Origin of the sequence: Pseudomonas sp. NFACC56-3, assembly GCF_900100025.1 — a bacterium.
Classification (GTDB): Bacteria; Pseudomonadota; Gammaproteobacteria; order Pseudomonadales; family Pseudomonadaceae; genus Aquipseudomonas; species Aquipseudomonas fluorescens_AA.
Genome location: NZ_FMTK01000007.1, coordinates 39,046 through 60,773 on the forward strand (window position 1 = coordinate 39,046; position 21,728 = coordinate 60,773).

Sequence of the window (21,728 nt, forward strand, 5' to 3'; positions counted from 1 at the left end):
ACTAGGGTCAATCCACGGCCCGCGTCATATATTTCAACCCGGTAATAAAGTTGCCGGTGGGCAATATTCCGGAAATCTGCGGGCAAGAAAACGGCGGCAGGATGGCCTTGATGTCGGTCAGTTAAACCACCCACCAACACCGAACCCTGTGGCGAGGGAGCTTGCTCCCGCTGGGTCGCGAAGTGGCCCCAAAAAAGCGGTGAGCGCTTCGCGCTCAAGTGGGAGCAAGCTCCCTCGCCACAGGGGCGGTGTTTGGTTTACGACCGGTCCAGGCAGCATCCCATTCCTCGCCGAGATAACCCTGTATGCCGATCACCAAGCCCGCTCCGTTGTTCGTTCGATCCACCGTCGTGGTTGTATTGGCGGCACTCGCCAGCGGTTGCGCCAGTACGCCCGCTGCAACGCCGGGCTCGTGTGAAAGCGCGACCTACACCGTTTACGATCCCGCAGAACCGGTCAACCGTGGCATATTCGCGTTCAACCGAACCCTGGATGACTATGCGCTGGCCCCGGTGGCCCGTGGTTATCGCAAGCTGCCGGAGATGTTCCAGGCCGGCGTCCACAACTTCGTGGCGAACTTCGGCGAACCCAAGGTGTTCATCAACGACTTGTTGCAAGGCAATGCCCAACGCTCGGTCAACACACTGGGCCGTTTCGTGATCAACACCACCGCAGGCATCGTCGGGCTGATCGACGTGTCGGGCAAGCTGGGCATCGAGCGCCACAAGGCCGATTTCGGCCAGACCTTCGGCGTCTGGAACCTCGCCCCCGGGCCCACCGTGGAACTGCCGCTGCTGGGCAGCGCCAACCTGAGGGATGCGACGGGCCAAGTGCTGAGTTTTGCCGTCGACCCGTTCGGCGACAACAGCAGCACCGTCGACACCCTGGGCACCATCAACACCGTCGGCGGCGTTGTCGATGGCCGTGCCGAGGCATTGCCACTGACCGACGCGTTGCAGGCCGAACCGGATTACTACGCGGCGCTTCGTGATGCCACGGCGCAGCGGCGTGCCGAATTTATCGCGCAGGGCAAGTTGGGAGCGGTGATGGAGGACAACCCGCAGTGCCAGGATGGAGCCGCCGCCGATGAATAACCAGGCGTTGGTCTTGCATCGGCGAATGCGCTCGCTCGAGCCGGATGTATTGCACTGTCGTGAAGTTGAATTGCGCTTGGCCGAGGATGGTCGCCATGTGCTGCTCAACCGTTACGTCGAGTTGTATCGCCATGAACACGTCAGTTGGTGCGCCATCCAGCAGCATCGGGTGCCGTTGGCGAAGATGGTGCGCTGGTTGGTCGATAACGGCGAGCAGGTGAAGGATTAGTGGCAATTTGCTCTTGAATACAGCGGTACATCGAGGGCGGATACCATGAAACATTTTTACATAATTACGCATGAATAATGGTTGTACGACGTCGTATCTAATATGTTCGACTGTGGCCGTTTCTCACAAAAAAAATAAACGGAGATTCCATCCATGACGAGCATTCCTTCCGCCGAAGGCAAGGTTGCGGCGCCCGCGCAAGGCCGTTTCGTACGCCTGCTCAAGCTCCTCGGTCCCGGCATCATCGCCGTTCTTTCCTGGCTGGGCGCCGGCGATTTGATCACCTCATCCGTGGCCGGGGCGAACTACGGCTACGCCATGATGTGGGTGCTGGCGGTCTCTCTGCTGCTGCGCTACCTGATCGTCAACATCATCGCGCGCTTCCAGCTCTGCAATAACCAGGGCATGACCATCCTGCAAGGCTATGCCCAGCTCAATCCGTTTTTCGCCTGGTTCCTGCTGGTGTATGCGCTGCTCATGGGGCACCTGATGAACGCCTACATGATCAAGGGGGCTGGCGAAGCCCTGGCCATGTTGCTCAAGGTCGACTATCCACTGCTGTGTTCGGTGGCGGTGGTCTTGACGGTGTGGATGCTCGTCGGGCGCAATATCTATTCGATGATCGAAGGTGTGATGAAAGGCCTGCTGGCGATCATGACGCTGGCGTTCCTGGCCCTGGCGGTGATGTCCGGCCCGGATGTCGCGGGCATCGTCAAAGGCACTATCGGCTTCAGCATTCCGCCCGACGAAGGCGTGCACGGCGCGCTGCTGGTGGCCGTCTCGGTGATCGGTGCGGTGGCCGGTTCCATCGCCAACTTCGTCCATCCGTATGTCATGCGCCAGAAGGGCTGGGTGGGGCCTGAGCACAAGCGTATCCAGCGTAACGACCTGCTGTTTGCGGTGTTTGTCGGGATCATCATCAACCTGGCGATCTGGATCGTCGGTGCGGAAATCCTGCGACCCAACGGCATCGAGGTCAAAACCCTGGGCGATCTGGGCAAGGCCCTGGAAATGTTCTTCGGCTCGATCGGTTGGTACGTGTTCTTTGTCGGCGTGTTCGCCACGCTGTTCGCCAGCATCTGCGGCAAGACCACGGCGTTTCCGATGCTGATCACCGATGCCTTCCAGCACGTGCGGCCCGAGCGCCGGGAGCGTTACGGCAAGGAGTTCCACCATGATCCGATGCACAAATGGTTCATGCTGTTCGTTCTCGTGACGCCGCTGATCTGGTCGCTCCCCGGCATGCCGGACTTCGTCACGCTGACCATCGGCGTCAACGCGTTGAACATCATCGGCTTGCCGGTGATTTCCCTGGGCCTGCTGATCATGTCCAACCAGAAGTCCCTGCTGGGCAAGGAATATCGCAACAACCTGTTCGAGAACATCGCGCTGATGTTTGCCACGGGCCTGGCGTTGTGGGTCGCGTTCCAGCTGGCGGTCGATCTGTTTACCTGAGATGCGGTCATCTGCAATTTTCGGGGGCTGCTAGACTTTATCGTCCAGTCACTTTTGGAGAAGCGGAATGAACAATAAAAACAGGATCTGCCTCTGGTACGACGGCGATGCCCAGGAAGCGGCGCAGTTCTACGCCAAAACGTTTCCCGACAGTGCGGTGAATGCCGTCCATCAGGCCCCGGGCGATTATCCGTCGGGCAAGGAGGGTGATGTGATCACGGTGGAGTTCACGGTGATCGGCATCCCTTGCATCGGCCTCAACGGCGGCCCGGTGTTCAAGCACAGCGAGGCCTTTTCATTCCAGATTGCAACCGAAGACCAGGCCGAAACGGACCGCTTGTGGAACGCGATCATCGACAACGGCGGCCAGGCCAGCGCGTGTGGCTGGTGCAAGGACAAGTGGGGCTTGTCGTGGCAGATCAGCCCGCGTGTGTTGCTCGACGCGGTCGCCAGTCCTGACAAGGCCATCGCCAAGCGTGCCTTCGAGGCCATGATGACGATGACCAAGATCGACATCGCGGCGATTGAAGCGGCGGTGAAAGGCTAGCCGGCGCAGCACTTCCATTCCCTTGTGGGAGCGAGCTCGCTCGCGATGGCGTCGGCACAGCCGACAGTGATGCAAGCTGACCCACCGCCATCGCGAGCAAGCTCGCTCCCACACTTGATCGTCGGTGGCTTCGATTTTTCGGCCTGTCCAAATCCCCTGTGGGAGCGAGCTTGCTCGCGATGGCGCCGACACATTCAGCTCAGTTCATCACTGGGTGGCCTCAGGCAACCTGGCAATCACCTTGATCTCGAACTGAAAACCATACAACCACGTCACGCCCACCGCCGTCAGTGTCGGATGGGGCGCGCTGCCCCAGAATTCGGGCACAACGCTCCAGACCCGTTCGAAGGTCGACTCGGGATCGACCATGAACACCGTCACATCCACCACATCGTCAAAGCTGCAATCGGCCGCGGCGAGGATTGCCTTCAGGTTGTTGAACGCCAGCCGCACCTGAGCTTCCAGGTCGGGTTCCGGCGAACCGTCGGCGGTGCTGCCGACTTGCCCCGACACGAACAGAAAACCATTGGAACGAATCGCCGGTGAATAGCGATTGCGCTCATACAGTGCCTGGCGTCCGGGCGGGAAAACTACATCGCGCTGTGTCATGAAATACCTCCATCAAAGAGTGGGTTCCAAACGATGAACTCACTCTAGGGGCTTGTGTCCGGGCGATAAACGAGCAACCTTGGCGATCACTGTTTGTAAACTCCAAACAATCGGATCGATACCCGGGGCAGAAATGGACCGTTTTGATGCAATGCAAGCGTTCGTGCGAGTCGTGGAGGCGGGCAGCTTCACCAAGGCGGCGGAAACCCTGCACATGAGCAAGACCACCGTGACCCAATTGGTGCAGCAGCTCGAGGCACGGTTGCGGGTCAAGTTGCTCAACCGCACCACGCGCAAGGTCAATGTCACCGCCGACGGTGCCATTTATTACGAACGGGTGATCCGTTTGCTGGCCGACATGGACGATGCCGAGACCAGCGTCTCCAGTGCCCAGGCGCTACCCCGCGGGCGCCTGCGGGTGGACGTGCCGAGCCCGCTGGCAGTCATGATCCTGGTACCGGCCTTGCCGGCGTTCTATGAGCGCTATCCGGACATCCAGATCGACATGGGCGTCAGTGATCGCATCGTCGACATGATCGATGAAAGTGTCGATTGCGTGGTGCGCGGCGGTGAGCTGATGGATCAGTCGCTGGTGGCCCGGCGCGTCGGCGATCTTGCCTTGGGCGTCTTCGCCGCCCCGAGTTACCTGGCACGGTTCGGTCGGCCCGCGCATCCGCGCGAACTGGAAGATTCGCACCATCGCACCGTGGGCTTCCTGTGGGCGCGCACCGGTAAATCCCTGCCTTACGCCATGCGCCGTGGCAGTGAGCTGCTTCACGTCAAAGGGCGCTACGCCCTGGCCATCGACGACGGCAACGCCTACCTCGCTGCCGGTCTGGCGGGGCTGGGCGTGCTCTGGTTGCCGGCGTACATGTCCCGGCATCACCAGGCACAAGGCGAGTTGGTGCCGCTGTTCGAAGACTGGCACCTCGACCCGATGCCGCTCTACGTGGCTTACCCGCCGAATCGCCACGTCAATGCCAAGCTGAGGGTGTTCATCGATTGGGTGGTGGAGCTGATGGCGCAGCATGCGCCTATCATTGATCGATCGGTTTCGTGAAATTGTCTGTCCAGTTATAGAGGAGATGCACAATGGACCGATTCGGCGTTTCCGCTCACCCGAGGTTATGCGCATGATCGTGAGGGTACGGGGCGGTCTGAGGAATAGATGCAACGTGTTCTACCGTCATCGCGAGCAAGCTCGCTCCCACCGTTGATCTTGGGTGTACGCCAATTCCGCATTCACAACCGACCCCTGTGGGAGCGAGCTCGCTCGCGATGACGGCAGCCCATTCAACACCCATGCAAGCAGGCCCGCCGCTTTCGCGAGCAGGCCCCTCACAACCGATCCTGATTTTATTCCTTGAGGAAGGTCAGCAGATCCTGGTTCAGTCGGTCCTTGTGCGTCTCGGTCAAGCCGTGCGGTGCGCCAGGGTAGACGATCAGTCGGGCGCCTTTGATCAGCGCCGCCGAGGCCCGGCCTGCAGCGTCGATGGGTACGATCTGATCGTCATCGCCATGGATGACCAGGGTCGGCACGTCGAATTTCTTCAGGTCGTCGCGGAAGTCCGTCGCCGAGAACGCCGCAATCGAGTCATAGGTATTCTTGCTGCCACCCTGCATGCCCTGCATCCAGAACGATTGGATCAACCCCTGGGATGGTTTGGCACCCTTGCGGTTGTAGCCGTAGAACGGGCCCGAGGCGATGTCCAGGTACAGCTGCGAACGGTTCTCCAGAGACGCCTTGCGCAGGCCGTCGAACACCTCGATAGGCAAGCCGCCGGGATTGGTGTCTGTCTTGAGCATCAACGGTGGCACCGAAGAAACCAGCACGGCTTTCTTCACCCGACCGGTACCGTGGCGACCGATGTAACGCGCCACTTCACCACCCCCTGTCGAAAAGCCCACCAGCGTCACGTTCTTGAGATCCAGCGCTTCGATCACCGCCGCCAGGTCGTCGGCGTAGTGGTCCATGTCGTTGCCTTCCCAAGGCTGGCTGGAGCGACCATGACCGCGACGGTCGTGAGCAATCACCCGATAGCCTTTCGAGGCGAGGAACATCATCTGGCCTTCCCAACTGTCGGAGTCCAGCGGCCAACCGTGGCTGAAGGTCACGACCTGGCCGTTACGCGGGCCCCAGTCCTTGTAATACAGCTGTATGCCATCCTTGGTGGTGATGTAGCTGGCTGACTGGACCACGCTGCCGACCGCAGACACGCTTGCAGCGGTCTGGACTGGCGACGCGGCCTCGGCGTTGAGGGTGGCCAATGTCAGGGTCGCGACAGCCAGGGTGCGGTTGAAGGTGTTCATCGTGTCTCTCTCCATTAAGGTCGTTTGATCTGCGGCGATCGTCATCGATCGCGTTGGTGGGCAGATTAAAGAGAGAGGCCGGTGACGAGAACGGCATGGGCATCGATAACAACTATAGGAAAATCGGATAGCTGCGTTTCGCTTCGGTTGCCGTGATCATTCGTAGCGGGGGAGCTTGCGCCTTCGACGCCGCCCTGGGCGGTGATGATGCGTTGAAACGACAGGGGATCGATAGGATTCATGTGGGCTGCGTCGCCGGGAGGAGGGCGAAAGGGGAGCGTCGCGTATCCGGTTCGCGCTGATCCTACACCAAGGTCCAGAGGTTGCTAAGGGGCGGAATGTGGACTGCGTCAACTGTCAGGCAAGTGTTTGGGTCTATGCTTACCTTGCCCCTCTTGAATCAGGCCCACCCATGCACGAACACCGAACGGTCCACAGGGAGTACGCGTGAGACATTCGATATCGGCTGCAGCGCTGCTTTGCCTCTTGCTCGGCACGGATGTCAGGGCCGAGCAGTATCAGATCGTCACCGAAGAATGGGCACCGTACAACTATCAGGAAAACAACCGGCTCACCGGCATGACCACCGAGATCGTCCGGGCCATCATGGCGCTGACCGGCGATGACTTCGAGGTGTTGCTGCAACCCAGCATGCGTGCCACCCAAATACTCAAGCACCGCCCCAAGACCATCATGTACTCCCTGTTTCGCACGCCGGAACGCGAGTCGTTGTTCAAATGGGTCGGGCCTATCGTGGAGGAGTCCATTCACCCCTATCAACTGGCCAAGGCGCCGCCGGTGAATTCCCTCGAACAACTGCTGCACGCCCCGCAGATCACCACGCGACATGCCGGCCTGGTGCCGACGATGCTGTTGTCCCTGGGCTTTAACAACCTGGACAAAAGTGCCACCGAAAGCAAGCTGCTCTATCGCATGCTGCTTGCCGGCCGCACCGACATCATCGTCGGCGATACCGATGCGGGCGTGGCCTACTACAGCCGCCAGTTGAACATCGCGCCGGGCACGCTGCGGAAAATTCCTATCGAGCTTTATCGCTCGTCGTTGTACATCGCATTCAGCTTGGACTCTGAAGACGAAGTGGTCGCGGCGTGGACCAAGGCTTTGGAGCAGTTGCGGCGCTCAGGGGAGCTGGAGCGGATTCGGCGGCGGTATGAAGAGCAGGTCGGGCCATAAGAACGCACTCAGACGATCAGCACGACCTTACCCTGGAGACCGCCGCGTGAAGCTCGCCGGTGCGCAGCCGAGGCCTCGGCCAGCGGATAGGTGCTGTCAATGACGACACGAAGGGTACCGTTATCGAGCAGGCGTCCGGCCTCTGCCAATTGCGCGCCATTGGAACGTACCTGTGTCGAGGACACCGTGATCGCGCAATGGGCTGCTTCATCATGCCCCGAGAAGCCCAGGGGGTTGATCAGGAAGAGCGCGCCACCCTGCTTGATGACGCTCAGAAAGCGTTCCATGTTCGGGCCGCCGACGGCATCGATCACCAGATCCACATCGTGCGCGGCCGTTTCGGCAGCGCCCTTGGTGTAATCGATAAACTCATCCGCTCCCAGGCTGCGAAGCAGCGCCTCGTGCTTGCCGGACGCGACCGCGATCACACGCGCACCTTTGCATTTGGCAACCTGAACCGCCAGATGCCCCACGCCACCTCCAGCGCCATTCACCAGGACCGTCCTGCCTTTGAGGGGGACAGGGGTATGTGGAAACGATTGGAATGGGTTCGGCAAGTCATGGCCGGGATCAATCAGAAACTGCCACACCGTGAGCAGCGACATCGGCGCACCCGCTGCCTGGACATGATCGATACCCTTGGGTTTGAGGGCCAGCTCGGATTCAGGGACGCAGACATATTCGGCATAGGCGCCGCTGCCTTTCATGAGATCCTCCGGGAAACGCACCATTGCGAACACTTCGTCACCGACGCTGATCCCGCCCACCTCGTCGCCGACCGCGGCAACGACCCCGGATATATCGGTGCCCAGGATCAGCGGAAAGGTTGGATGGGGTTGCCACTCAGGCGGTAGCGCCCGATAGCCGTCACGCAGGTAGAGGTCTGGTGGGTTGAGGCTTGCCGCATGGATGCGGACCAGTACTTCGCCGGCTTTCGCCATGGGCCGAGGCGCATCTTCGTAATGCAATACGTCCGGGCCACCGAATTCGTGCAACCGCACCGCTTTCATCATCTCGTTCATCACAATAACCTCACTCAGAGATTTAGCCTGGATGACCAATGTAGGATGATTCTGCAGGATTGATAATGGTGCCTGGTTTCGTTTTAATCGTGCCATGAAGGAACAAATTGGTTTTGAGAGCCTGACTGGCTTAATCGCATTCGCCCGCGCGGGCTCCTTGGGCAGCTATACAGCCGCAGCCCGCTCCCTGTCTGTTTCTCCCTCTGCGATCAGCAAAAGCATCCAGCGGCTGGAACGTCATTTCGGCTTTTCTCTTTTTACCCGTACGACACGCTCGCTGACTTTCACCGCCGAAGGTCGTGAACTGCATGAGCGTGTGTTGCAGCTGTTGCGCCATGCTGAAGAGATCGAACAGGTGGCGAAGTCAGCACGTTCCGAACCCGCGGGCACCTTGCGAATAGCGACCTCCCTGCCGATCGGTCTGCACATGATTGCTCCCGTCATTACCGCGTTCCGCAAGCTCCATCCAAAGGTAATGATCGACTTGCGGCTGAGCGACCACATCGTGGACCTGGTCGAAGAGAGCATCGATCTTGCAGTCCGGATCGGCGACCTCCCGGATTCGTCCCTGCTGTCGCACCGACTCTCGCCGTACAGGCTCTGCTGCTATGCGTCGCCTGATTACCTGGCCAGGTGCGGTACCCCCCGGCATCCCGATGAACTGGTGGGGCACGAAACCGTCAACCTGCGCTATCAAAACACCGGGCAAGTGTTTCGCTGGCCGTTCCGAATGGCGGGCAAGGAGATTGAGATATTGCCGTCGTCTCCTATCGTCGTTGACGCAAGCGAAGTCGTCATCGCGACGATTGCGGCGGGCGCAGGCATCGGAATGGCCGCGAGTTTCATGGCTGACCCCTGGGTGAGGCGCCAAGAGCTGATCCCGATCCTGTCCGATTTTGCCGTGGACCGACACAACATCACGGCCATATGGCCCGAGAGTCGGCGCACCAACCCGGCCGTACGTGCCTTTCTCGACAGGTTGATCGAGCTGCTTTGAATGAGGGGGCGGCGTTTCCGGCGGGTTATTCCAAATGGTTGCATCGATAGCAGAGTCGAGGGTCATCCAAGCACTTCTATTCGTCTCGTAAAGTGGCAACCAGACTGAGCCGTGTCTATTGTTTTTGGCGACAGATAGCTATCGGAGGCATGGACATGGGTCAGAGCACTTCACCCGCCGCTTCGGCTGTGGGGAACACGGGCATGGTAGCCACAACCTTATGGGGCTCGGACAAGATCGGCGGTATCACGGTCGATCCGGACGGTGCTATCTGGCTTGGCGCTTATAGCCGCCTGGGACTGGGCGGCGAAGAGGATTCAGGCTTCACCGGCAGTCTGGTCCGGTTCAATGCCGACGGCAGCCTGGACCGCAACTTCAGTGGCGACGGTAAATCCCTCCTGCCTGTGTCGCTCGATATCGAGGACGGTGGTAATGCTGCGGTGCAGCCGGGAGGGGGCTACCTGGTGGCGCAATACGTGAAAGTCGGCGATGCCTGGGTGTCGGGCGTAAGTCGTACCTTGGCTGACGGCCGCCTCGATACGAGTTTCGGCAACGGCGGTACCGCGACCGTGCCGTTCTACTGGAATGAATCTCTAGGCCAGCAAGCGTCGTTCTCTGTGCAACGCGACGGCAGCTTTTTCGCGAGCGCTGCGTATCCCTCCGGGGAGATCTATATCGCCCGCTTCGACGCGACGGGGACCCTGGTCTCGTCTTTCGCAGAGGGAGGGATCCTGCACCTGCCAGCATCCGTCGGCATTCACCCCAGCGGCACGATCGACGTTTCCCTGCAGGGAGACGGGAAGGTATTGGTCACGGGGCAAGATACCCTGACCCGCCTCAACCAGGACGGTAGCCTGGATAGCAGCTTTGCCAACGGCGGCAGCCTGGCTCTTGATGTTCACGCAGACGCCCTCGTGCTCCAGGATGACGGCAAAATCCTGCTGGCGGGCGCCTCGGGCGGTGTGGCGACCGTCATGCGTCTTAACGCCGACGGCTCGCTTGACACTGGGTTTGGTAATCAGGGGCAGGTGAGTTGGGGCTCGCAAAACGCTCCTTTCGCAGTAGCCGACATGGTCGTGCTGGCTGATGGCAAGCTGTTGATTGGCGGAAGCCAGGGTACAAGGGCGGACGGTTATCTGGCCGCCTTGGTTCAGTTGAACCCCGACGGTAGCCTGGATCACAGCTTTGGCAATCCCGATGACGGCTATTACCACCTTGACGGTAGCCCCCATGATGACTTCTTGCTGGGTACCGCCTCGTTCGACGATGCCATTGTTGGCGGGGCCGGTAACGATCTGCTCGATGGCCAACAAGGTCGCGACCTGCTGACGGGCGGTGCCGGGGCCGATACGTTCCGTTACCAGTCAGTCGCAGACAGCTACCGAACCGCAACCGCGGCCCACAGCGACCGAATCACCGACTTCGACCCCAGCACCGATACGATCGACCTCTCGTCCATGGGCTTGCTCGGGCTGGGCAATGGACATGACGGAACGCTGGCGATACGAGTCAATGAAAGCGGGACGCGGACCTACCTCAAGAGTTTTGATGCCAACGCGCAGGGGGAACGCTTCGAATTGGTCTTCGACGGTGACTTGAGTCAAACGCTGAATGAAACCAACATCCTGTTTCAGCAAGCCAGGTTAACGGGTACCGAAGAAGCCGATCGTTTACAGGGCAACGCTCGAAGCGAAATCATCGAAGGGTTCGCGGGCGATGATCGCCTTTATGGCGCGCTGGGGAATGATGTATTGGTTGGCGCAGAGGGCCGGGACCTGTTGCTGGGTGGCGCTAATAACGATGTGTTCCGCTTCGACGCACTGAGCGACAGCTACCGTACCGCCACCGAAAACCACACTGATCGCCTGCTTGACTATACCGCGGGTGAGGACACGATCGACTTGTCCGCCTTGGGCTTTACCCGGCTGGGAAATGGTTACAACGGCACGTTGGACGTGGTTGTCAATGAAGCCAAGAACCTGACTTACTTGAAGAGCTACGAAGCCGACGCCAATGGGGCTCGATTCGAGTTGAGCCTGGCAGGGGATCACTCCGGTTACCGTAACCTGGACATCATCTTCGCCGAGCCCCCGGCAGAGGAAGTCTTTCAATTGATCGGGGTGGCTGACCTTTGGGTGTAAAAACGCCAAATATCAGCCCTCGCTGCTCCGGGCTTGCGGCACGCCGAGAGCGACGACTACTTCGTCTATGAAGCGCCTGACCTTTGCCGAGGGACGACGGTCGGCTGGATATATCAGATTCACGGGGTAGGTAGGTCCTTCGAAGTCTTCGAAGAGTACGACCAGCTCCCCACGTTGCACGTAGGGCGCAAGCACGTCCTCTACACAGAGCGTGATGCCGAAATCCGACAACGCTGCGTTTACCTTGGCCAGGGTGTTATTGACTTTCAGTCGGCTCGCAATGGGGATCGAAAATGTCTGCCTGTCTTTCGTAAACCGCCAAAGCTTGTCCGTCATTCGATCAGAAAACAGATAGCCCAGACAGTCATGGTCCACGAGTTGCTGGGGGTGGAGCGGGGTCCCTTTGCGCGACAGGTAACCTGGAGACGCACAGGCGAACATCCTGAAAGGTTTCAAACCGCGTTGTACCAACGCTGCACTGTCGGCTAATCGCGGTTTTCCTAGCCGGAAAACCACTTCGTATCCTTCCTCCACGATATTCACAAACCTGTCTGTCAATTCCAATTCAATTTCGGTTTCTGGATAGCGCGTCAGATACTGGGTAAGGAACGGGATTAATCGATGGGAACCGTAATTATAAGGTGCGCTAATCCTTATCTTTCCGCGCGGTGTTGAGTTCCCTGCAAGTGCCAGCGCTTCGGCGTCCTCGACGTCGCTCAGGATGGCCTTGCAGCGCAGATAATATTCTTTTCCCAAGGCGGTCAGGCTTTGTCGGCGAGTGGTTCGGGTGATCAGTTTGAGACCCAGCTGCGATTCCAGATTGCCGACCTGTTTGGCAATCTGTTGCGGGGTTACGCCCAATACAGCCGCCGCTGCCGAAAAGGAACTTGATTCGGCGGCGGCAACGAAAGCCGCCATGCTTTTCAGCTTATCCATATCTACAACCTTTGGTTGTCAATGTTGCTCTGTATCGAACGTTTATCTTGGAAATCTTCCTGCTTAACATGCCTCAGGTCAATCAAAGGTAGCGCCTTGCGCTTTATAGGTCGGAGAGCTGGAATGGTGAACATATCGCATGAAACGACAGAGGCCGCGGAGCGTCGACTGTTACGCGTGACTACCCAGGCGCGCGTCCGGTTCTTTACCGGCACGTATGCGTTTTTAGAATTTCCGTTGTCATCTTTTCCAGACGCAGTACGTCCTGACGCGCTGGCGCTCGTTCGGGATGACAACGTATGGAGTCAACTGGTCCCTTGCGATGCCGTCGACCAGGAGCTATTCGGTGTCTTCCGCTTCCATTTTCCAGAGGGTGCAGACAACAGTGGGTTTGTAGGGTGGTTGGCGACTCGACTGAAACAGCGCTTTGGAACGGGTGTTTTCGTCACTTGCGGCCAACATCGAGATGACGGGGGAATATTTGATTATTGGGGCGTCCCGGCCACGTTGGCCTCGGATGTCTTCAGGGAGATCCAGGCTCTGGTTGATGGGCCCTTGATCGTTGCATCGCAACGAGACCTCAGGCCCTGAATATCAGACTTCGCTCCGGGCAAGGAATGGCTTCAGTGCGGCCAATACTTGCGCTGGAGTGTCTTCTGGCTGCAAATGCCCACCGCCAGTGGAGGTACCACTGACGTCGGTTGCCCAACGTCGCCAGATATCGGCGGGCGTAGGTCGGCCTTTCGTGTGTTCTGCGTCGGGCCATAGAACCAGCACTGGGCAGTGTATTTTCCGACCCGCTGCGAAGTCAGCGGCGTCTTGCGCCAGGTCTTCATCCATCGCAGCTCGATAGTCTTCAAGTATGGCGTGACGCACCGAGGGATTTCGGAATGCTGCCCTATAGGCCTCCATTGCCGTCGCCTCAATAAAGCCTCGCCCCTCTGTCATTTGCGCCAAAGCAGCATTGATGAAAGCATCCGGGTCCGCTGCAAGTAAGCGCTCCGGCAGATCGGCCTTTTGAGCAAATAAAAACCAGTGGAAAGCCTTGGTGGCGGCGCGGAAGTCCATGGAGGCCATCGCGTCCAGAGTAGGCACCACGGTAAGGGAGGCGAAGGCAGTGACTGAGTCGGGATGGTCCAGCACCAGGCGATACCCAGCCCGTGCTCCCCGATCATGGCCAACCACTGTGAATCGCCTGTAGCCCAGCGCATCCATAAGGGCTACCAGCGCATCACCGACACGTCGCTTTGTCCATCTTGGGGTCGTCTCCAGAGGCTGACTCGAGCCATACCCCGGAAGGTCCGGGATAATCACCGTATGATTCTTCGCTAACTCAGGTGCAATCCGCCTCCAAGCGATATGAGTCTGCGGGTAGCCGTGAAGGAGCAGAACTGGCAGGCCTTCGCCACCAATGGCTCCAGCGAATTGCACGCCACCGGCCATTACCTCGAGAGGCCGGAATCCAGGAAAGAACGGTGCAGATGTTGTGCCCGGAAGATTAGTCATCAGTCACCTCGCTATACCCTTTGTCGCGGTGCTAGCCGACGCCATGAACTTCGCCAGATCTCGATTGAATCGTGGCGCTTCTTCCAGGAATGGGGCATGACCCGAATTTTCATAAATTTTCGTTTGAATGTGAGCATTCAGCTGTTTGGCGCGGGCGATGCTGGGTTGGACTTGGACGAGCTCATCCTTTGCGCCATACAGCATCAGGACAGGTATGCGCGCTTTCGGCAAACCCTCTGCGATAGAGACGGTCATTGAAGGGGTGGCGCGGGTCATCGTCCAGGAAGCCATCGAGGCATTGGATAACAGCAATTCGAATGTCGATCCATCTGGCTGGGTGTGGAAGCAGAGTGCAAGGAAAGTCCGTACAGCGTTCAAGTGGGTCTTCAGGTCGTCAGACGCCAGGCCGCTATACACATCGGGGTGGGAAGTAATCAGCGCAGCGTTGAGTTCGATTACACCGTCGACATACATGACGCCACCGAGGTCAGCGTCACCATAGGCGGCAAGGTAGTTGGATATGACCACGCCGCCCAACGACCAGCCGACCAATACCGGATGGTCGCTGCCCGTAGCCTTGATCACCGCTGCCAAGTCATCGGCATACCGGCGCCCGTCGGTGTATGCATCCGCGTTTGTGGGCATATCGGAAAGACCATGGCCGCGCAGGTCATAGGTGACCATCCGGTAGCGTTGCAGCTCGGGGCTACTCGTCTGCCTCTCCCAATTGAGTCGACTCCCGAGCAAGCCATGAATGAAGATAATGGTGGGGCCGTCGGGGTTTCCTGACTCTTGTACCGCGAGCTTGACCCCATCCGGTGCCGTCACTGTGTAGCGCTTGTCTGCCGCCATGCTCGTTGACGAGAGGCCAGCTAACAAAACGACAAGCCAGGTGCCACGTAATAACCGGGTGAGAAGAGGGTGATTCATGGGATTGCTTCCAGACTCGAGGGTTGATGAGGGGAGTCTAGAGAGCGGGTCCAGGACGGTCTATGATCCAGGGTGCTGACATGTTGATCATTCGTCCAGACTCCAAGGTTCCCTCTATGCAAACCAATTCCAGTGAGCTGATCAGCGAATTGCTAATGGGCATGCGCCTTTTCGGTGTTCAATTTCGCAGAATGGAAATTCCCAAGCCCCTGGGGGTTGGCTTCAGCAACGAAATAGGACGAGCACAATTTCATTTCGTCGGACGTGGGCCCGTCTGGCTGCGCAGCCCCGGCGCAGATCTGTATAGGCTCGATACCGGGGATGCAGTGCTCATCCCCCGTGGAGGGGCCCATGGGGTGTTGTCCACCGAAGACACGCTTGTTGCAGATGTAAAGCCGTTTGCCTTGGACGCTGTCATCGAGGGTAAACGCCGCGAGCGGGGCACTTGCGATGAGATGAGCGCGCAGGACGATGCGGTTATCTTCAGTTGCTGCATGGAACTGGAGCTTGGCGGGATGCAGCCTCTCGTTTCTGCGATGCCGGAGGTTCTGCTGGTGAGCACGCTCCTGGACAGATCACCCGAAATCCGTCCCATGCTTGAGGCAATGGAGCGGGAATCGCTCACATTACAACCTGGGCACATGGGCATTTTGGCGCGCCTTGCCGAAGTGGTCGCCGCGCTCATCGTACGAAGTTGGGTGGCAGGCGGATGCGATAGCGCCACCGGATGGTTAAGCGCGTTAAGGGATCCCCGACTGAGCAGGGCTATCATCATGATGCACAAGCATCCCGGTAAACATTGGACAGTGGCGACGCTTGCGAACGAAGCCAATCAGTCTCGGTCGGTGTTTGCGCAGCGCTTTCTTCTGGCGACAGGCGTTTCTCCACTTCGATACCTGACCGATTTGAGAATGCGTTTGGCTTTTCTAAGTTTGAGCCGAGAGCATCAACCTGTCGAAACCGTCGCCAGCCAATTGGGGTACGGCTCATTGGCTGCCTTTAGCCGGGCTTTCAAACGTTCGGTGGGCTTGTCTCCCAGTGCTGTCCGGGCCGCGAACACCCTGGCTGACCAGACAACGGGCACAATTGCAGGTTGATCTTCATGGACCCGCGGGCAGTCAAGGTGCCCTCGGCATGACAGACCCGCTTTGCCTCCCTGGCTGACGCTATCTTCCAGTTGGGGGCGTCGTTCCTTTTTTGACTGAAAGAGGTCCGTTCTCCAACGCCTCGACACCCTGGGCCGCGAGGACGAGATCCGCTGCCCGCTCGCCAATGACCACGCAAGGCGCCATGGTGTTGCCGACGGTGATTCGCGGCATGATCGAGGCATCCGCGATCCGCAATTTCTCGATGCCATGCACGCGCAACTGATGGTCGACCACAGACATTTCATCTCGGCCCATTTTCGCGGTGCAGGACGGGTGCCAATAGGACACGGCAGAATGGCGGATGAACTGCTCCATGGCGCGGTGCGCTTTCGGCCCGGGCACCACCTCGCGCTTTACCAGGTGGTTGAAGGTTTCGCTGTTCCCGAGTGCCCTGCAGAGGTCGATCGATGCAAACGCCGCCGCCATGTCCTCGGGCGCGCTCAGCGAGTTCGGCTCGATGAGTGGAGCATCCGACGGCCCGGCGCCCGATAGACGCAGGCGCCCTCGACTGACAGGCCTGGCCAGCCCTGCGAACATCGTCCAACCCTGTTGCGGTGGCTGGATACCCACTTCAGCAGGAGAGGGCACCGCAAATTCAAGCTGACAATGCAGCAGGTCCGGGGCGTCCAGGCGATTGTCGCTTTTCCAGTACAACGTGGTTTCACAACCGCCGCCACCAACCGCCTGGGGTTGCAGGTACTCCCAGGTACAGCCAAAGGCAATATGATCCTGAAGATTCTGACCCACACCGGGAAGGTGACTGATCGGAACGATGCCATGGGGGCGCAGTTCACCCTCCGGGCCGATGCCTGACTGCATGAGCACCTTGGGCGTGTTCACCGCGCCCATGGACAAGACGACTTCGGCCTCGGCAAAGAAGCGGTGCCGTTGCCCTTCGATGATCACTTCGACACCGACCGCCCTGGTGCCGCTAAGCAGGACACGGGCCACCAGCGCGCCGGTGAGGACGGTCAGGTTCGGTTGGTGCAGCCGTGGCCGGACATAGGAATCGTAAACGGATTCGCGCCTGCCCTGGTTGATGCGTAGATCGGTGATCGCGGCCCCGCCGGGGCCTTCCATCATCGCTCCGTTGGGACTGTCGTAGCGGGGGATACCCAAACGACTGGCCGCTTCCAGGGTTGCCCAGGCGAGGGGTTGAGGCGAAGCCGGCTGCTCGACATGCACGGGGCCGCCTGAACCACGCCGTGCGGCATCCGGGCTGCCGTGCCAGTTCTCGATCCTGCGGTAGTAATCCAGTACCGAATCGTATCCCCAGGCGCAGTCGCCGGACTCGGCGGCGAAGTGATCCCAGTCCGATCGATGCCCGCGTGCCCAGACCATCACGTTGATGCTGGAGCCACCTCCGAGTCCCTTGCCCATGTTCAAGGGAAGACGACGCCCGTTGAGGTGGGGATCGGGTTGTCCTGCGAATGCCCAATCGCGCTCTGAACCGAGGTTCAGCGGCCATTGCGCCGGCTCTGTAACTTCAGGGCCGGAATATTCGTTGCCTGCTTCAATCAACAACACGCGTGCGTTGTCCTGTTGGGCAAGGCGGGCCGCGACCACGCAGCCCGCCGTACCCGCACCACACACGATGAAGTCGTAGTTCCGATCACGCCGATGATTCATGCGTCCGTCCATATTGATGCAGTGGTTGGGTTCAAGGTTATCAGGGGGGGGCGCGCTGCGGCGATCACTGCTCGCCGACGCTTTTCACGGCCTCGAGAATCACCTTGGCCACTTCGGCCGGCTGCGACTGCTGGGGCACATGGCTGGTGTGCACCTGCGCCAGGGTGGCGCCGATACGCTTGGCGGCGGAACGCTGGACATCGGGATGGATCATCCGGTCCTCGGTGGCGAGCAGATACCAGGACGGTTTGGTCTTCCAGGCAGAGACGCTCGTTTTGTCCTCGAATGCGGATGCCTTGATAGGGCCTTGCGTCGCGGTCATCACGGCGGTCTGCGCCGCTGGAAGATCCTGGGCGAAGTCCTTGGCCATGCCTTCAGGGGTCAAGTAGAGGAAACCGTTGCCGTCAGCCTTGATCTGACTGATGCCCGGGGGTGTGGGCGCGCCTTTGCCTTGTTCGCCGCTGGTTTGACCGGCATCGGGGGCGAAAGCGGCGACGTACACCAGGGCGCGGACTTTCTTGTCGTTGCCGGCCTGGGTAATCACGGTGCCGCCCCAGGAATGACCGACCAGTACGACCGGCCCCGTCTGATTGTTCAGCGTTCTTTGCGTGGCAGCGACATCGTCGGCAAGCGAGGTGAGCGGGTTTTGCACGACCGAAACGGCAACCCCCTTGGCCTGCAGAAGCGGCACGACCTTGGCCCAATCGGAGCCGTCGGCGAACGCGCCGTGTACGATGACCACCGAAGGCGTTGTATCTTGGGCCTGGCTGATACCTGCGGCCAATGTGCTTGCAAGGGTGAAGGCGAGGGTGACGGCTTTTGATCTGAATGTTTTCATGGGATGAACTCCTGTGTGGGAGCTCAATTCTGCTGACTGGCCTGCTTCGTGGGCATCGGTCATTTATCCGACCCCAAGGCATTTTCATGGAGAGCGCGTTGCAACTGGACATCTCATTGAGCGCAGCGCTGCAGGCGATCGGTCAGGTCGGGGACCTCAGCATGGGCCAGCCACTCGGGCATTCCCGACGCGTGGCCGCATTGGCGCGCAGGCTGGCGCAGGCCTCACACGGCGATGGCGAGCACCTGAAGGTAGCGGAGCAGGTCGCCTTGCTGCGCTGGTCCGGCTGCACCGCCAACGCCGAAGGGTTTGCGGATCTGCTCGGCGATGACGTCGATGGCCGCCGTGCGATGCTCGATTTGACCCTGAGCAAAGAGGCCATGAACGCGGTGCATCAGGCGACCCCGCTGGCCGTCGTGCACTGCGAGGTCTCTGGCCAAGTCGCGAAAACCCTCGAACTGGGGGCCGCTGTCGAGGCAGGCTTGTGCCGCGTATTCGAAACCTACGACGGGACTGGCCGGCCGCTGGGCTTGACCCATGAGCACATTCCGGAGGTCGCCTATCAGGTGGTGCTTGCAGGTGATCTGGATATTCTCAGTCGAGCACACGGCTTGGACGCGGCGCTGCGCTGGATCCACGACCAGTCGGATCGGCGCTATCCCGCTGCCCTTGCGTCGTTGCTCAGGGATAACGCCAGGGCATGGCTGGCAGACCTGGAAGGCTCCTCCCAAAACCCGACCCATGAGGACACCGAACGCTCGGTCTCGCTGACCTTGGTGGGGGACGTGATTGACTTGAAGCTACCCTGGCTGGCGGGGCATTCGCGGCGGGTGGCGCATGTCGCCATGGAGGCTGCACGCTTGTGGGGGCTAGATGAACCCACCCTGACAGCGCTCGGAAAGGCGGCGCTCGTCTACGGTCTGGGTCGGGCAGCCGTTTCCAACCAACTCTGGAACACCGCCGGGGCGCTTCCTTATGGCGCCGCGGAGCGGGTGCACCTGGTTCCCTACTGGACGCAACAGGCGCTCAGGCCTATCAGTGAACTGGCCGTGCCTGCGGAAATTGCCTCCCATGCCTACGAACGGCTCAACGGCAGTGGCTACTTTCGAGGCGTGATGGGGGATGCCCTGTGTGCCGAGCATCGACTGTTCGCCACTTCCGTAGCCTGGGTCGCACTCAGGGAAGCCAGGCCATGGAGGGCGGCCCACGGTGAATCCGAGGCGGCCCAGCTGCTGGAGCAGGATGCCGCCAGTGGTCTGTTCGACAAGACTGTATGCGAAGCGGTTATCGCTGCTGCACGTGGCGAGCGTCTGACTCATCAGCCGAAGGGTTCGTTACTCACCGCACGGGAGTGTCATGTACTCCTGGAAATCAGCCGTGGCGCCAGTAACAAGCAGGTGGCGCGACTGCTGGACATCAGTCCGAGCACCGTTCGCACACACATGGAGAGCATATTTCGCAAACTGGAATGCTCGACCCGAGCTGCCGCGACCCTGAAGGCACTGACGCTGGGCTTGATCTCCTGATGCCAAGGCGCGGCAGGTTGAACATTCGAAGCTCGGCAACAGGAGGTCCGGCAGGCCTTCTCCTTTGACGTTCAACCTCGTACGGGGGAGGGCCACGACCCGCGTGTGTTCGCTGTTGGTGTGATTGAAAGTCATTATCATTTGATATATTCTCGCGATTCTTCCTCGCTTGAGTCGCTTACGTGTCCAGGCCATCCGATCCTCATTCCGCCGACGGCCAGTTCGAGAGCCATTCGAGCGAGCTGCTGCGCTTCCTCACGCGGCAGGTGAAGTGCGCAGAGCTGGCGGCCGACCTGCGCCAGGAGACTTGGCTGCGCTTTCGTCGGTGCGAGTCCGGGAAGGAGATCGGCAATCTTCGTGCGTTCCTCTATCGCATCGCGCGCAACCTGATCATCGACTACCGCCGTCAGCAAAAATCCCGCCCCGTCGAGGAGGAGATATCCATCGAATTGGTCAGTGCCCAGCCGGGTCCGGAGCGAGCGGCAAGCGACGCCCAGCGCCTGGAGCGACTGCAGGGCGTGGTCCAGGGTTTGCCACCGCATCTGCGTCAGGCGTTGTTGTGGAATCGCCTGGACGGGCTGACCCAGCGTGAGATCGGCGAGCGCCTGGGTGTCTCGGAAAGCATGGCCGGACGCTATATCCTGAAGGCCCTCGAACACTGCCAAAAGCAGATGGACCCGCAGCCGTGAATCATCCTTCGCTTTTCGACCAGGCCCGGCAATGGCAGGTGCTGCTGCATTCTGGCCGCGCCACCGCTGCCGATCGCGCTGCCGCGCAGGCCTGGCGCCAGGCGGCGCCTGAGCACGAGCAGGCGTTGCGTGAGGTGGAAGGGCTGTGGTCGTTGCTCGGCCAGATAGAACGTCCGGTCGAGCAGCCTCAGGTGCGCGTGCTGCGTCGTCGTCGACTGTGGGCGGCTCCGCTGGCCTGCGCCGCGATGCTGTTGCTCGCCCTGTGGCTACCGCGGGGCACCTGGATTGGCCTGTATGCCGACATCAGCACCCAGCCGGGGGAGGTGCGCGAGGTGCGTCTGGCCGATGGTTCGCTGTTGACCCTCAACGGCGATTCGGCGCTGGACTGGCAGTTTGTCGACGGTCGCCGCGAGGTCAGGCTGTACCGCGGCGAGGCGGATTTCCAGGTTGCCCATGACCCGGCCCGGCCGTTCATTGTCAGGGCCGGCGAGGCGCGCATTCGCGTCACCGGCACGCGCTTCGATGTGCGTCTGGAGGAGGGCGGTGTCGACCTCGCGGTAAGCGAGGGCCGCGTGTTGGCTTCCAGCGAGGGGCGCGAGCCGCTACCGGTGGTCGGCGGGCAGCAGGTGCAGTGGCGCGGCGCGGCGCTGCAGGCGCCGCAGGCACTGGATGCGCGCCAGCGCTTGGGCTGGCAGCGCGGCAAGCTGGTCTTCCGCGACCGGCCGCTGGAGCAAGTGTTCGCCGAGCTTGAGCGCAGCCAGTCTGCGCGGGTGCTGTTTGTCGACGAAGCCGCTCGCCGGCTACAGGTGACCGGCGTGTTCGCCCTTGACGACCCTCAGGCGGTGTTGAGCGCTGTGGAAACCACCTTGCCTGTGCGTCTGGTGCGCCTGCCGGGGTTGATCCTGGTCACATCGCGCCGCTGAGACCC

The 21,728-nt window shown here is 60.2% G+C and carries 22 protein-coding genes; 13 read left to right on the forward strand and 9 right to left on the reverse strand.

The genetic code is table 11. The features are described 5' to 3' along the window. Nucleotides 1–305 precede the first annotated feature (305 nt). The 4 genes from BLO80_RS12290 to BLO80_RS12305 all read left to right on the forward strand — a co-directional run bounded on the left by BLO80_RS12290 (nucleotide 306) and on the right by BLO80_RS12305 (nucleotide 3,325). Nucleotides 306–1,094: an MlaA family lipoprotein gene (locus tag BLO80_RS12290; protein ID WP_092328174.1), complete on the forward strand. Its 789-nt coding sequence runs from the start codon at nucleotides 306–308 to the stop codon at nucleotides 1,092–1,094. Further along, entirely contained in the window at nucleotides 1,087–1,323 is a 237-nt protein-coding gene (locus BLO80_RS12295; protein WP_092328172.1) for a hypothetical protein, read from the forward strand. Before BLO80_RS12290 ends, BLO80_RS12295 begins: the two co-directional genes overlap by 8 nt. A 153-nt stretch (nucleotides 1,324–1,476) precedes the next feature. Further along, the gene (locus BLO80_RS12300) at nucleotides 1,477–2,778 is read left to right on the forward strand and encodes an Nramp family divalent metal transporter (RefSeq protein ID WP_092328171.1); all 1,302 of its coding nucleotides are present in this window, start codon (nucleotides 1,477–1,479) and stop codon (nucleotides 2,776–2,778) included. A gap of 67 nt (nucleotides 2,779–2,845) precedes the next feature. Then, complete coding sequence (locus tag BLO80_RS12305) at nucleotides 2,846–3,325, forward strand: VOC family protein (RefSeq protein WP_092328169.1); 480 nt, start codon at nucleotides 2,846–2,848, stop codon at nucleotides 3,323–3,325. Nucleotides 3,326–3,532: 207 nt separating this feature from the next. Here BLO80_RS12305 and BLO80_RS12310 read toward each other — a convergent pair whose 3' ends face one another. Then, complete coding sequence (locus BLO80_RS12310) at nucleotides 3,533–3,934, reverse strand: RidA family protein (protein ID WP_092328168.1); 402 nt, start codon at nucleotides 3,932–3,934, stop codon at nucleotides 3,533–3,535. Between the two features lie 133 nt (nucleotides 3,935–4,067). On the opposite strand from BLO80_RS12310, the gene BLO80_RS12315 reads away from it, so the two are divergent. Next, the gene (locus tag BLO80_RS12315) at nucleotides 4,068–4,994 is read left to right on the forward strand and encodes a LysR family transcriptional regulator (protein ID WP_092328166.1); all 927 of its coding nucleotides are present in this window, start codon (nucleotides 4,068–4,070) and stop codon (nucleotides 4,992–4,994) included. 296 nt (nucleotides 4,995–5,290) lie between these two features. Here the strand turns inward: BLO80_RS12315 and BLO80_RS12320 are convergent, their stop codons facing one another. Further along, on the reverse strand, nucleotides 5,291–6,244 hold the full coding sequence (locus BLO80_RS12320) for an alpha/beta fold hydrolase (protein ID WP_092328165.1): 954 nt from the start codon (nucleotides 6,242–6,244) through the stop codon (nucleotides 5,291–5,293). A 65-nt stretch (nucleotides 6,245–6,309) separates the two neighbouring features. Next, a complete protein-coding gene (locus tag BLO80_RS29930) occupies nucleotides 6,310–6,486 on the reverse strand; it encodes a hypothetical protein (RefSeq protein WP_175459491.1) in 177 nt (58 codons plus the stop codon). A gap of 205 nt (nucleotides 6,487–6,691) precedes the next feature. On the opposite strand from BLO80_RS29930, the gene BLO80_RS12325 reads away from it, so the two are divergent. Next, nucleotides 6,692–7,438, forward strand: a complete 747-nt coding sequence (locus tag BLO80_RS12325; RefSeq protein WP_092328164.1) for a substrate-binding periplasmic protein — start codon at nucleotides 6,692–6,694, stop codon at nucleotides 7,436–7,438. A gap of 8 nt (nucleotides 7,439–7,446) precedes the next feature. Here BLO80_RS12325 and BLO80_RS12330 read toward each other — a convergent pair whose 3' ends face one another. Next, nucleotides 7,447–8,460, reverse strand: a complete 1,014-nt coding sequence (locus tag BLO80_RS12330; RefSeq protein ID WP_092328162.1) for an NADP-dependent oxidoreductase — start codon at nucleotides 8,458–8,460, stop codon at nucleotides 7,447–7,449. A 94-nt stretch (nucleotides 8,461–8,554) separates the two neighbouring features. Between BLO80_RS12330 and BLO80_RS12335 the strand changes: the two genes are divergently transcribed. After that, the gene (locus BLO80_RS12335) at nucleotides 8,555–9,457 is read left to right on the forward strand and encodes a LysR family transcriptional regulator (RefSeq protein ID WP_092328160.1); all 903 of its coding nucleotides are present in this window, start codon (nucleotides 8,555–8,557) and stop codon (nucleotides 9,455–9,457) included. Between the two features lie 203 nt (nucleotides 9,458–9,660). Continuing rightward, nucleotides 9,661–11,598, forward strand: a complete 1,938-nt coding sequence (locus tag BLO80_RS12340; protein WP_256574192.1) for a M10 family metallopeptidase C-terminal domain-containing protein — start codon at nucleotides 9,661–9,663, stop codon at nucleotides 11,596–11,598. A gap of 12 nt (nucleotides 11,599–11,610) precedes the next feature. On the opposite strand, the gene BLO80_RS12345 is transcribed toward BLO80_RS12340, so the two are convergent. Further along, on the reverse strand, nucleotides 11,611–12,534 hold the full coding sequence (locus BLO80_RS12345; RefSeq protein ID WP_092328157.1) for a LysR family transcriptional regulator: 924 nt from the start codon (nucleotides 12,532–12,534) through the stop codon (nucleotides 11,611–11,613). 123 nt (nucleotides 12,535–12,657) lie between these two features. Here BLO80_RS12345 and BLO80_RS30240 point away from each other — a divergent pair, with 123 nt between their 5' ends. Then, complete coding sequence (locus BLO80_RS30240; protein WP_092328156.1) at nucleotides 12,658–13,125, forward strand: DUF6196 family protein; 468 nt, start codon at nucleotides 12,658–12,660, stop codon at nucleotides 13,123–13,125. Between the two features lie 3 nt (nucleotides 13,126–13,128). Here BLO80_RS30240 and BLO80_RS12355 read toward each other — a convergent pair whose 3' ends face one another. After that, nucleotides 13,129–14,040, reverse strand: coding sequence for an alpha/beta fold hydrolase (locus BLO80_RS12355; RefSeq protein WP_092328154.1), 912 nt, complete (start codon nucleotides 14,038–14,040; stop codon nucleotides 13,129–13,131). 3 nt (nucleotides 14,041–14,043) lie between these two features. Then, nucleotides 14,044–14,970, reverse strand: coding sequence for an alpha/beta fold hydrolase (locus BLO80_RS12360; RefSeq protein WP_092328152.1), 927 nt, complete (start codon nucleotides 14,968–14,970; stop codon nucleotides 14,044–14,046). 116 nt (nucleotides 14,971–15,086) lie between these two features. Here BLO80_RS12360 and BLO80_RS12365 point away from each other — a divergent pair, with 116 nt between their 5' ends. Beyond that, nucleotides 15,087–16,067: an AraC family transcriptional regulator gene (locus BLO80_RS12365; protein ID WP_092328233.1), complete on the forward strand. Its 981-nt coding sequence runs from the start codon at nucleotides 15,087–15,089 to the stop codon at nucleotides 16,065–16,067. A 69-nt stretch (nucleotides 16,068–16,136) separates the two neighbouring features. Here BLO80_RS12365 and BLO80_RS12370 read toward each other — a convergent pair whose 3' ends face one another. Both BLO80_RS12370 and BLO80_RS12375 read right to left on the reverse strand, forming a co-directional pair. Next, nucleotides 16,137–17,747, reverse strand: a complete 1,611-nt coding sequence (locus BLO80_RS12370) for a GMC family oxidoreductase (protein WP_256574193.1) — start codon at nucleotides 17,745–17,747, stop codon at nucleotides 16,137–16,139. Between the two features lie 64 nt (nucleotides 17,748–17,811). Beyond that, complete coding sequence (locus tag BLO80_RS12375) at nucleotides 17,812–18,585, reverse strand: alpha/beta hydrolase (RefSeq protein WP_092328151.1); 774 nt, start codon at nucleotides 18,583–18,585, stop codon at nucleotides 17,812–17,814. 86 nt (nucleotides 18,586–18,671) lie between these two features. On the opposite strand from BLO80_RS12375, the gene BLO80_RS12380 reads away from it, so the two are divergent. The 3 genes from BLO80_RS12380 (at nucleotide 18,672) to BLO80_RS12390 (ending at nucleotide 21,723) form a co-directional block, all read left to right on the forward strand. Continuing rightward, nucleotides 18,672–20,111, forward strand: coding sequence for an HD domain-containing phosphohydrolase (locus tag BLO80_RS12380; RefSeq protein WP_092328149.1), 1,440 nt, complete (start codon nucleotides 18,672–18,674; stop codon nucleotides 20,109–20,111). Nucleotides 20,112–20,293: 182 nt separating this feature from the next. Next, a complete protein-coding gene (locus tag BLO80_RS12385) occupies nucleotides 20,294–20,800 on the forward strand; it encodes an RNA polymerase sigma factor (RefSeq protein ID WP_092328148.1) in 507 nt (168 codons plus the stop codon). Next, on the forward strand, nucleotides 20,797–21,723 hold the full coding sequence (locus BLO80_RS12390) for a FecR family protein (protein ID WP_092328147.1): 927 nt from the start codon (nucleotides 20,797–20,799) through the stop codon (nucleotides 21,721–21,723). Before BLO80_RS12385 ends, BLO80_RS12390 begins: the two co-directional genes overlap by 4 nt. Nucleotides 21,724–21,728: the final 5 nt, after the last annotated feature.

Excerpts from the sequence above, each read along its gene's own strand:
- BLO80_RS12315 (WP_092328166.1), top strand. The coding sequence starts at position 4,068 with ATGGACCGTTTTGATGCAATGCAAGCGTTCGTGCGAGTCGTGGAGGCG.
- BLO80_RS12345 (WP_092328157.1), bottom strand. The coding sequence starts at position 12,534 with ATGGATAAGCTGAAAAGCATGGCGGCTTTCGTTGCCGCCGCCGAATCA.
- BLO80_RS12365 (WP_092328233.1), top strand. The coding sequence starts at position 15,087 with ATGCAAACCAATTCCAGTGAGCTGATCAGCGAATTGCTAATGGGCATG.
- BLO80_RS29930 (WP_175459491.1), bottom strand. The coding sequence starts at position 6,486 with ATGAATCCTATCGATCCCCTGTCGTTTCAACGCATCATCACCGCCCAG.
- BLO80_RS12310 (WP_092328168.1), bottom strand. The coding sequence starts at position 3,934 with ATGACACAGCGCGATGTAGTTTTCCCGCCCGGACGCCAGGCACTGTAT.
- BLO80_RS30240 (WP_092328156.1), top strand. The coding sequence starts at position 12,658 with ATGGTGAACATATCGCATGAAACGACAGAGGCCGCGGAGCGTCGACTG.
- BLO80_RS12320 (WP_092328165.1), bottom strand. The coding sequence starts at position 6,244 with ATGAACACCTTCAACCGCACCCTGGCTGTCGCGACCCTGACATTGGCC.
- BLO80_RS12295 (WP_092328172.1), top strand. The coding sequence starts at position 1,087 with ATGAATAACCAGGCGTTGGTCTTGCATCGGCGAATGCGCTCGCTCGAG.
- BLO80_RS12380 (WP_092328149.1), top strand. The coding sequence starts at position 18,672 with ATGGAGAGCGCGTTGCAACTGGACATCTCATTGAGCGCAGCGCTGCAG.
- BLO80_RS12360 (WP_092328152.1), bottom strand. The coding sequence starts at position 14,970 with ATGAATCACCCTCTTCTCACCCGGTTATTACGTGGCACCTGGCTTGTC.
- BLO80_RS12290 (WP_092328174.1), top strand. The coding sequence starts at position 306 with ATGCCGATCACCAAGCCCGCTCCGTTGTTCGTTCGATCCACCGTCGTG.
- BLO80_RS12375 (WP_092328151.1), bottom strand. The coding sequence starts at position 18,585 with ATGAAAACATTCAGATCAAAAGCCGTCACCCTCGCCTTCACCCTTGCA.
- BLO80_RS12340 (WP_256574192.1), top strand. The coding sequence starts at position 9,661 with ATGGTAGCCACAACCTTATGGGGCTCGGACAAGATCGGCGGTATCACG.
- BLO80_RS12300 (WP_092328171.1), top strand. The coding sequence starts at position 1,477 with ATGACGAGCATTCCTTCCGCCGAAGGCAAGGTTGCGGCGCCCGCGCAA.
- BLO80_RS12305 (WP_092328169.1), top strand. The coding sequence starts at position 2,846 with ATGAACAATAAAAACAGGATCTGCCTCTGGTACGACGGCGATGCCCAG.
- BLO80_RS12355 (WP_092328154.1), bottom strand. The coding sequence starts at position 14,040 with ATGACTAATCTTCCGGGCACAACATCTGCACCGTTCTTTCCTGGATTC.
- BLO80_RS12370 (WP_256574193.1), bottom strand. The coding sequence starts at position 17,747 with ATGAATCATCGGCGTGATCGGAACTACGACTTCATCGTGTGTGGTGCG.
- BLO80_RS12330 (WP_092328162.1), bottom strand. The coding sequence starts at position 8,460 with ATGAACGAGATGATGAAAGCGGTGCGGTTGCACGAATTCGGTGGCCCG.
- BLO80_RS12335 (WP_092328160.1), top strand. The coding sequence starts at position 8,555 with ATGAAGGAACAAATTGGTTTTGAGAGCCTGACTGGCTTAATCGCATTC.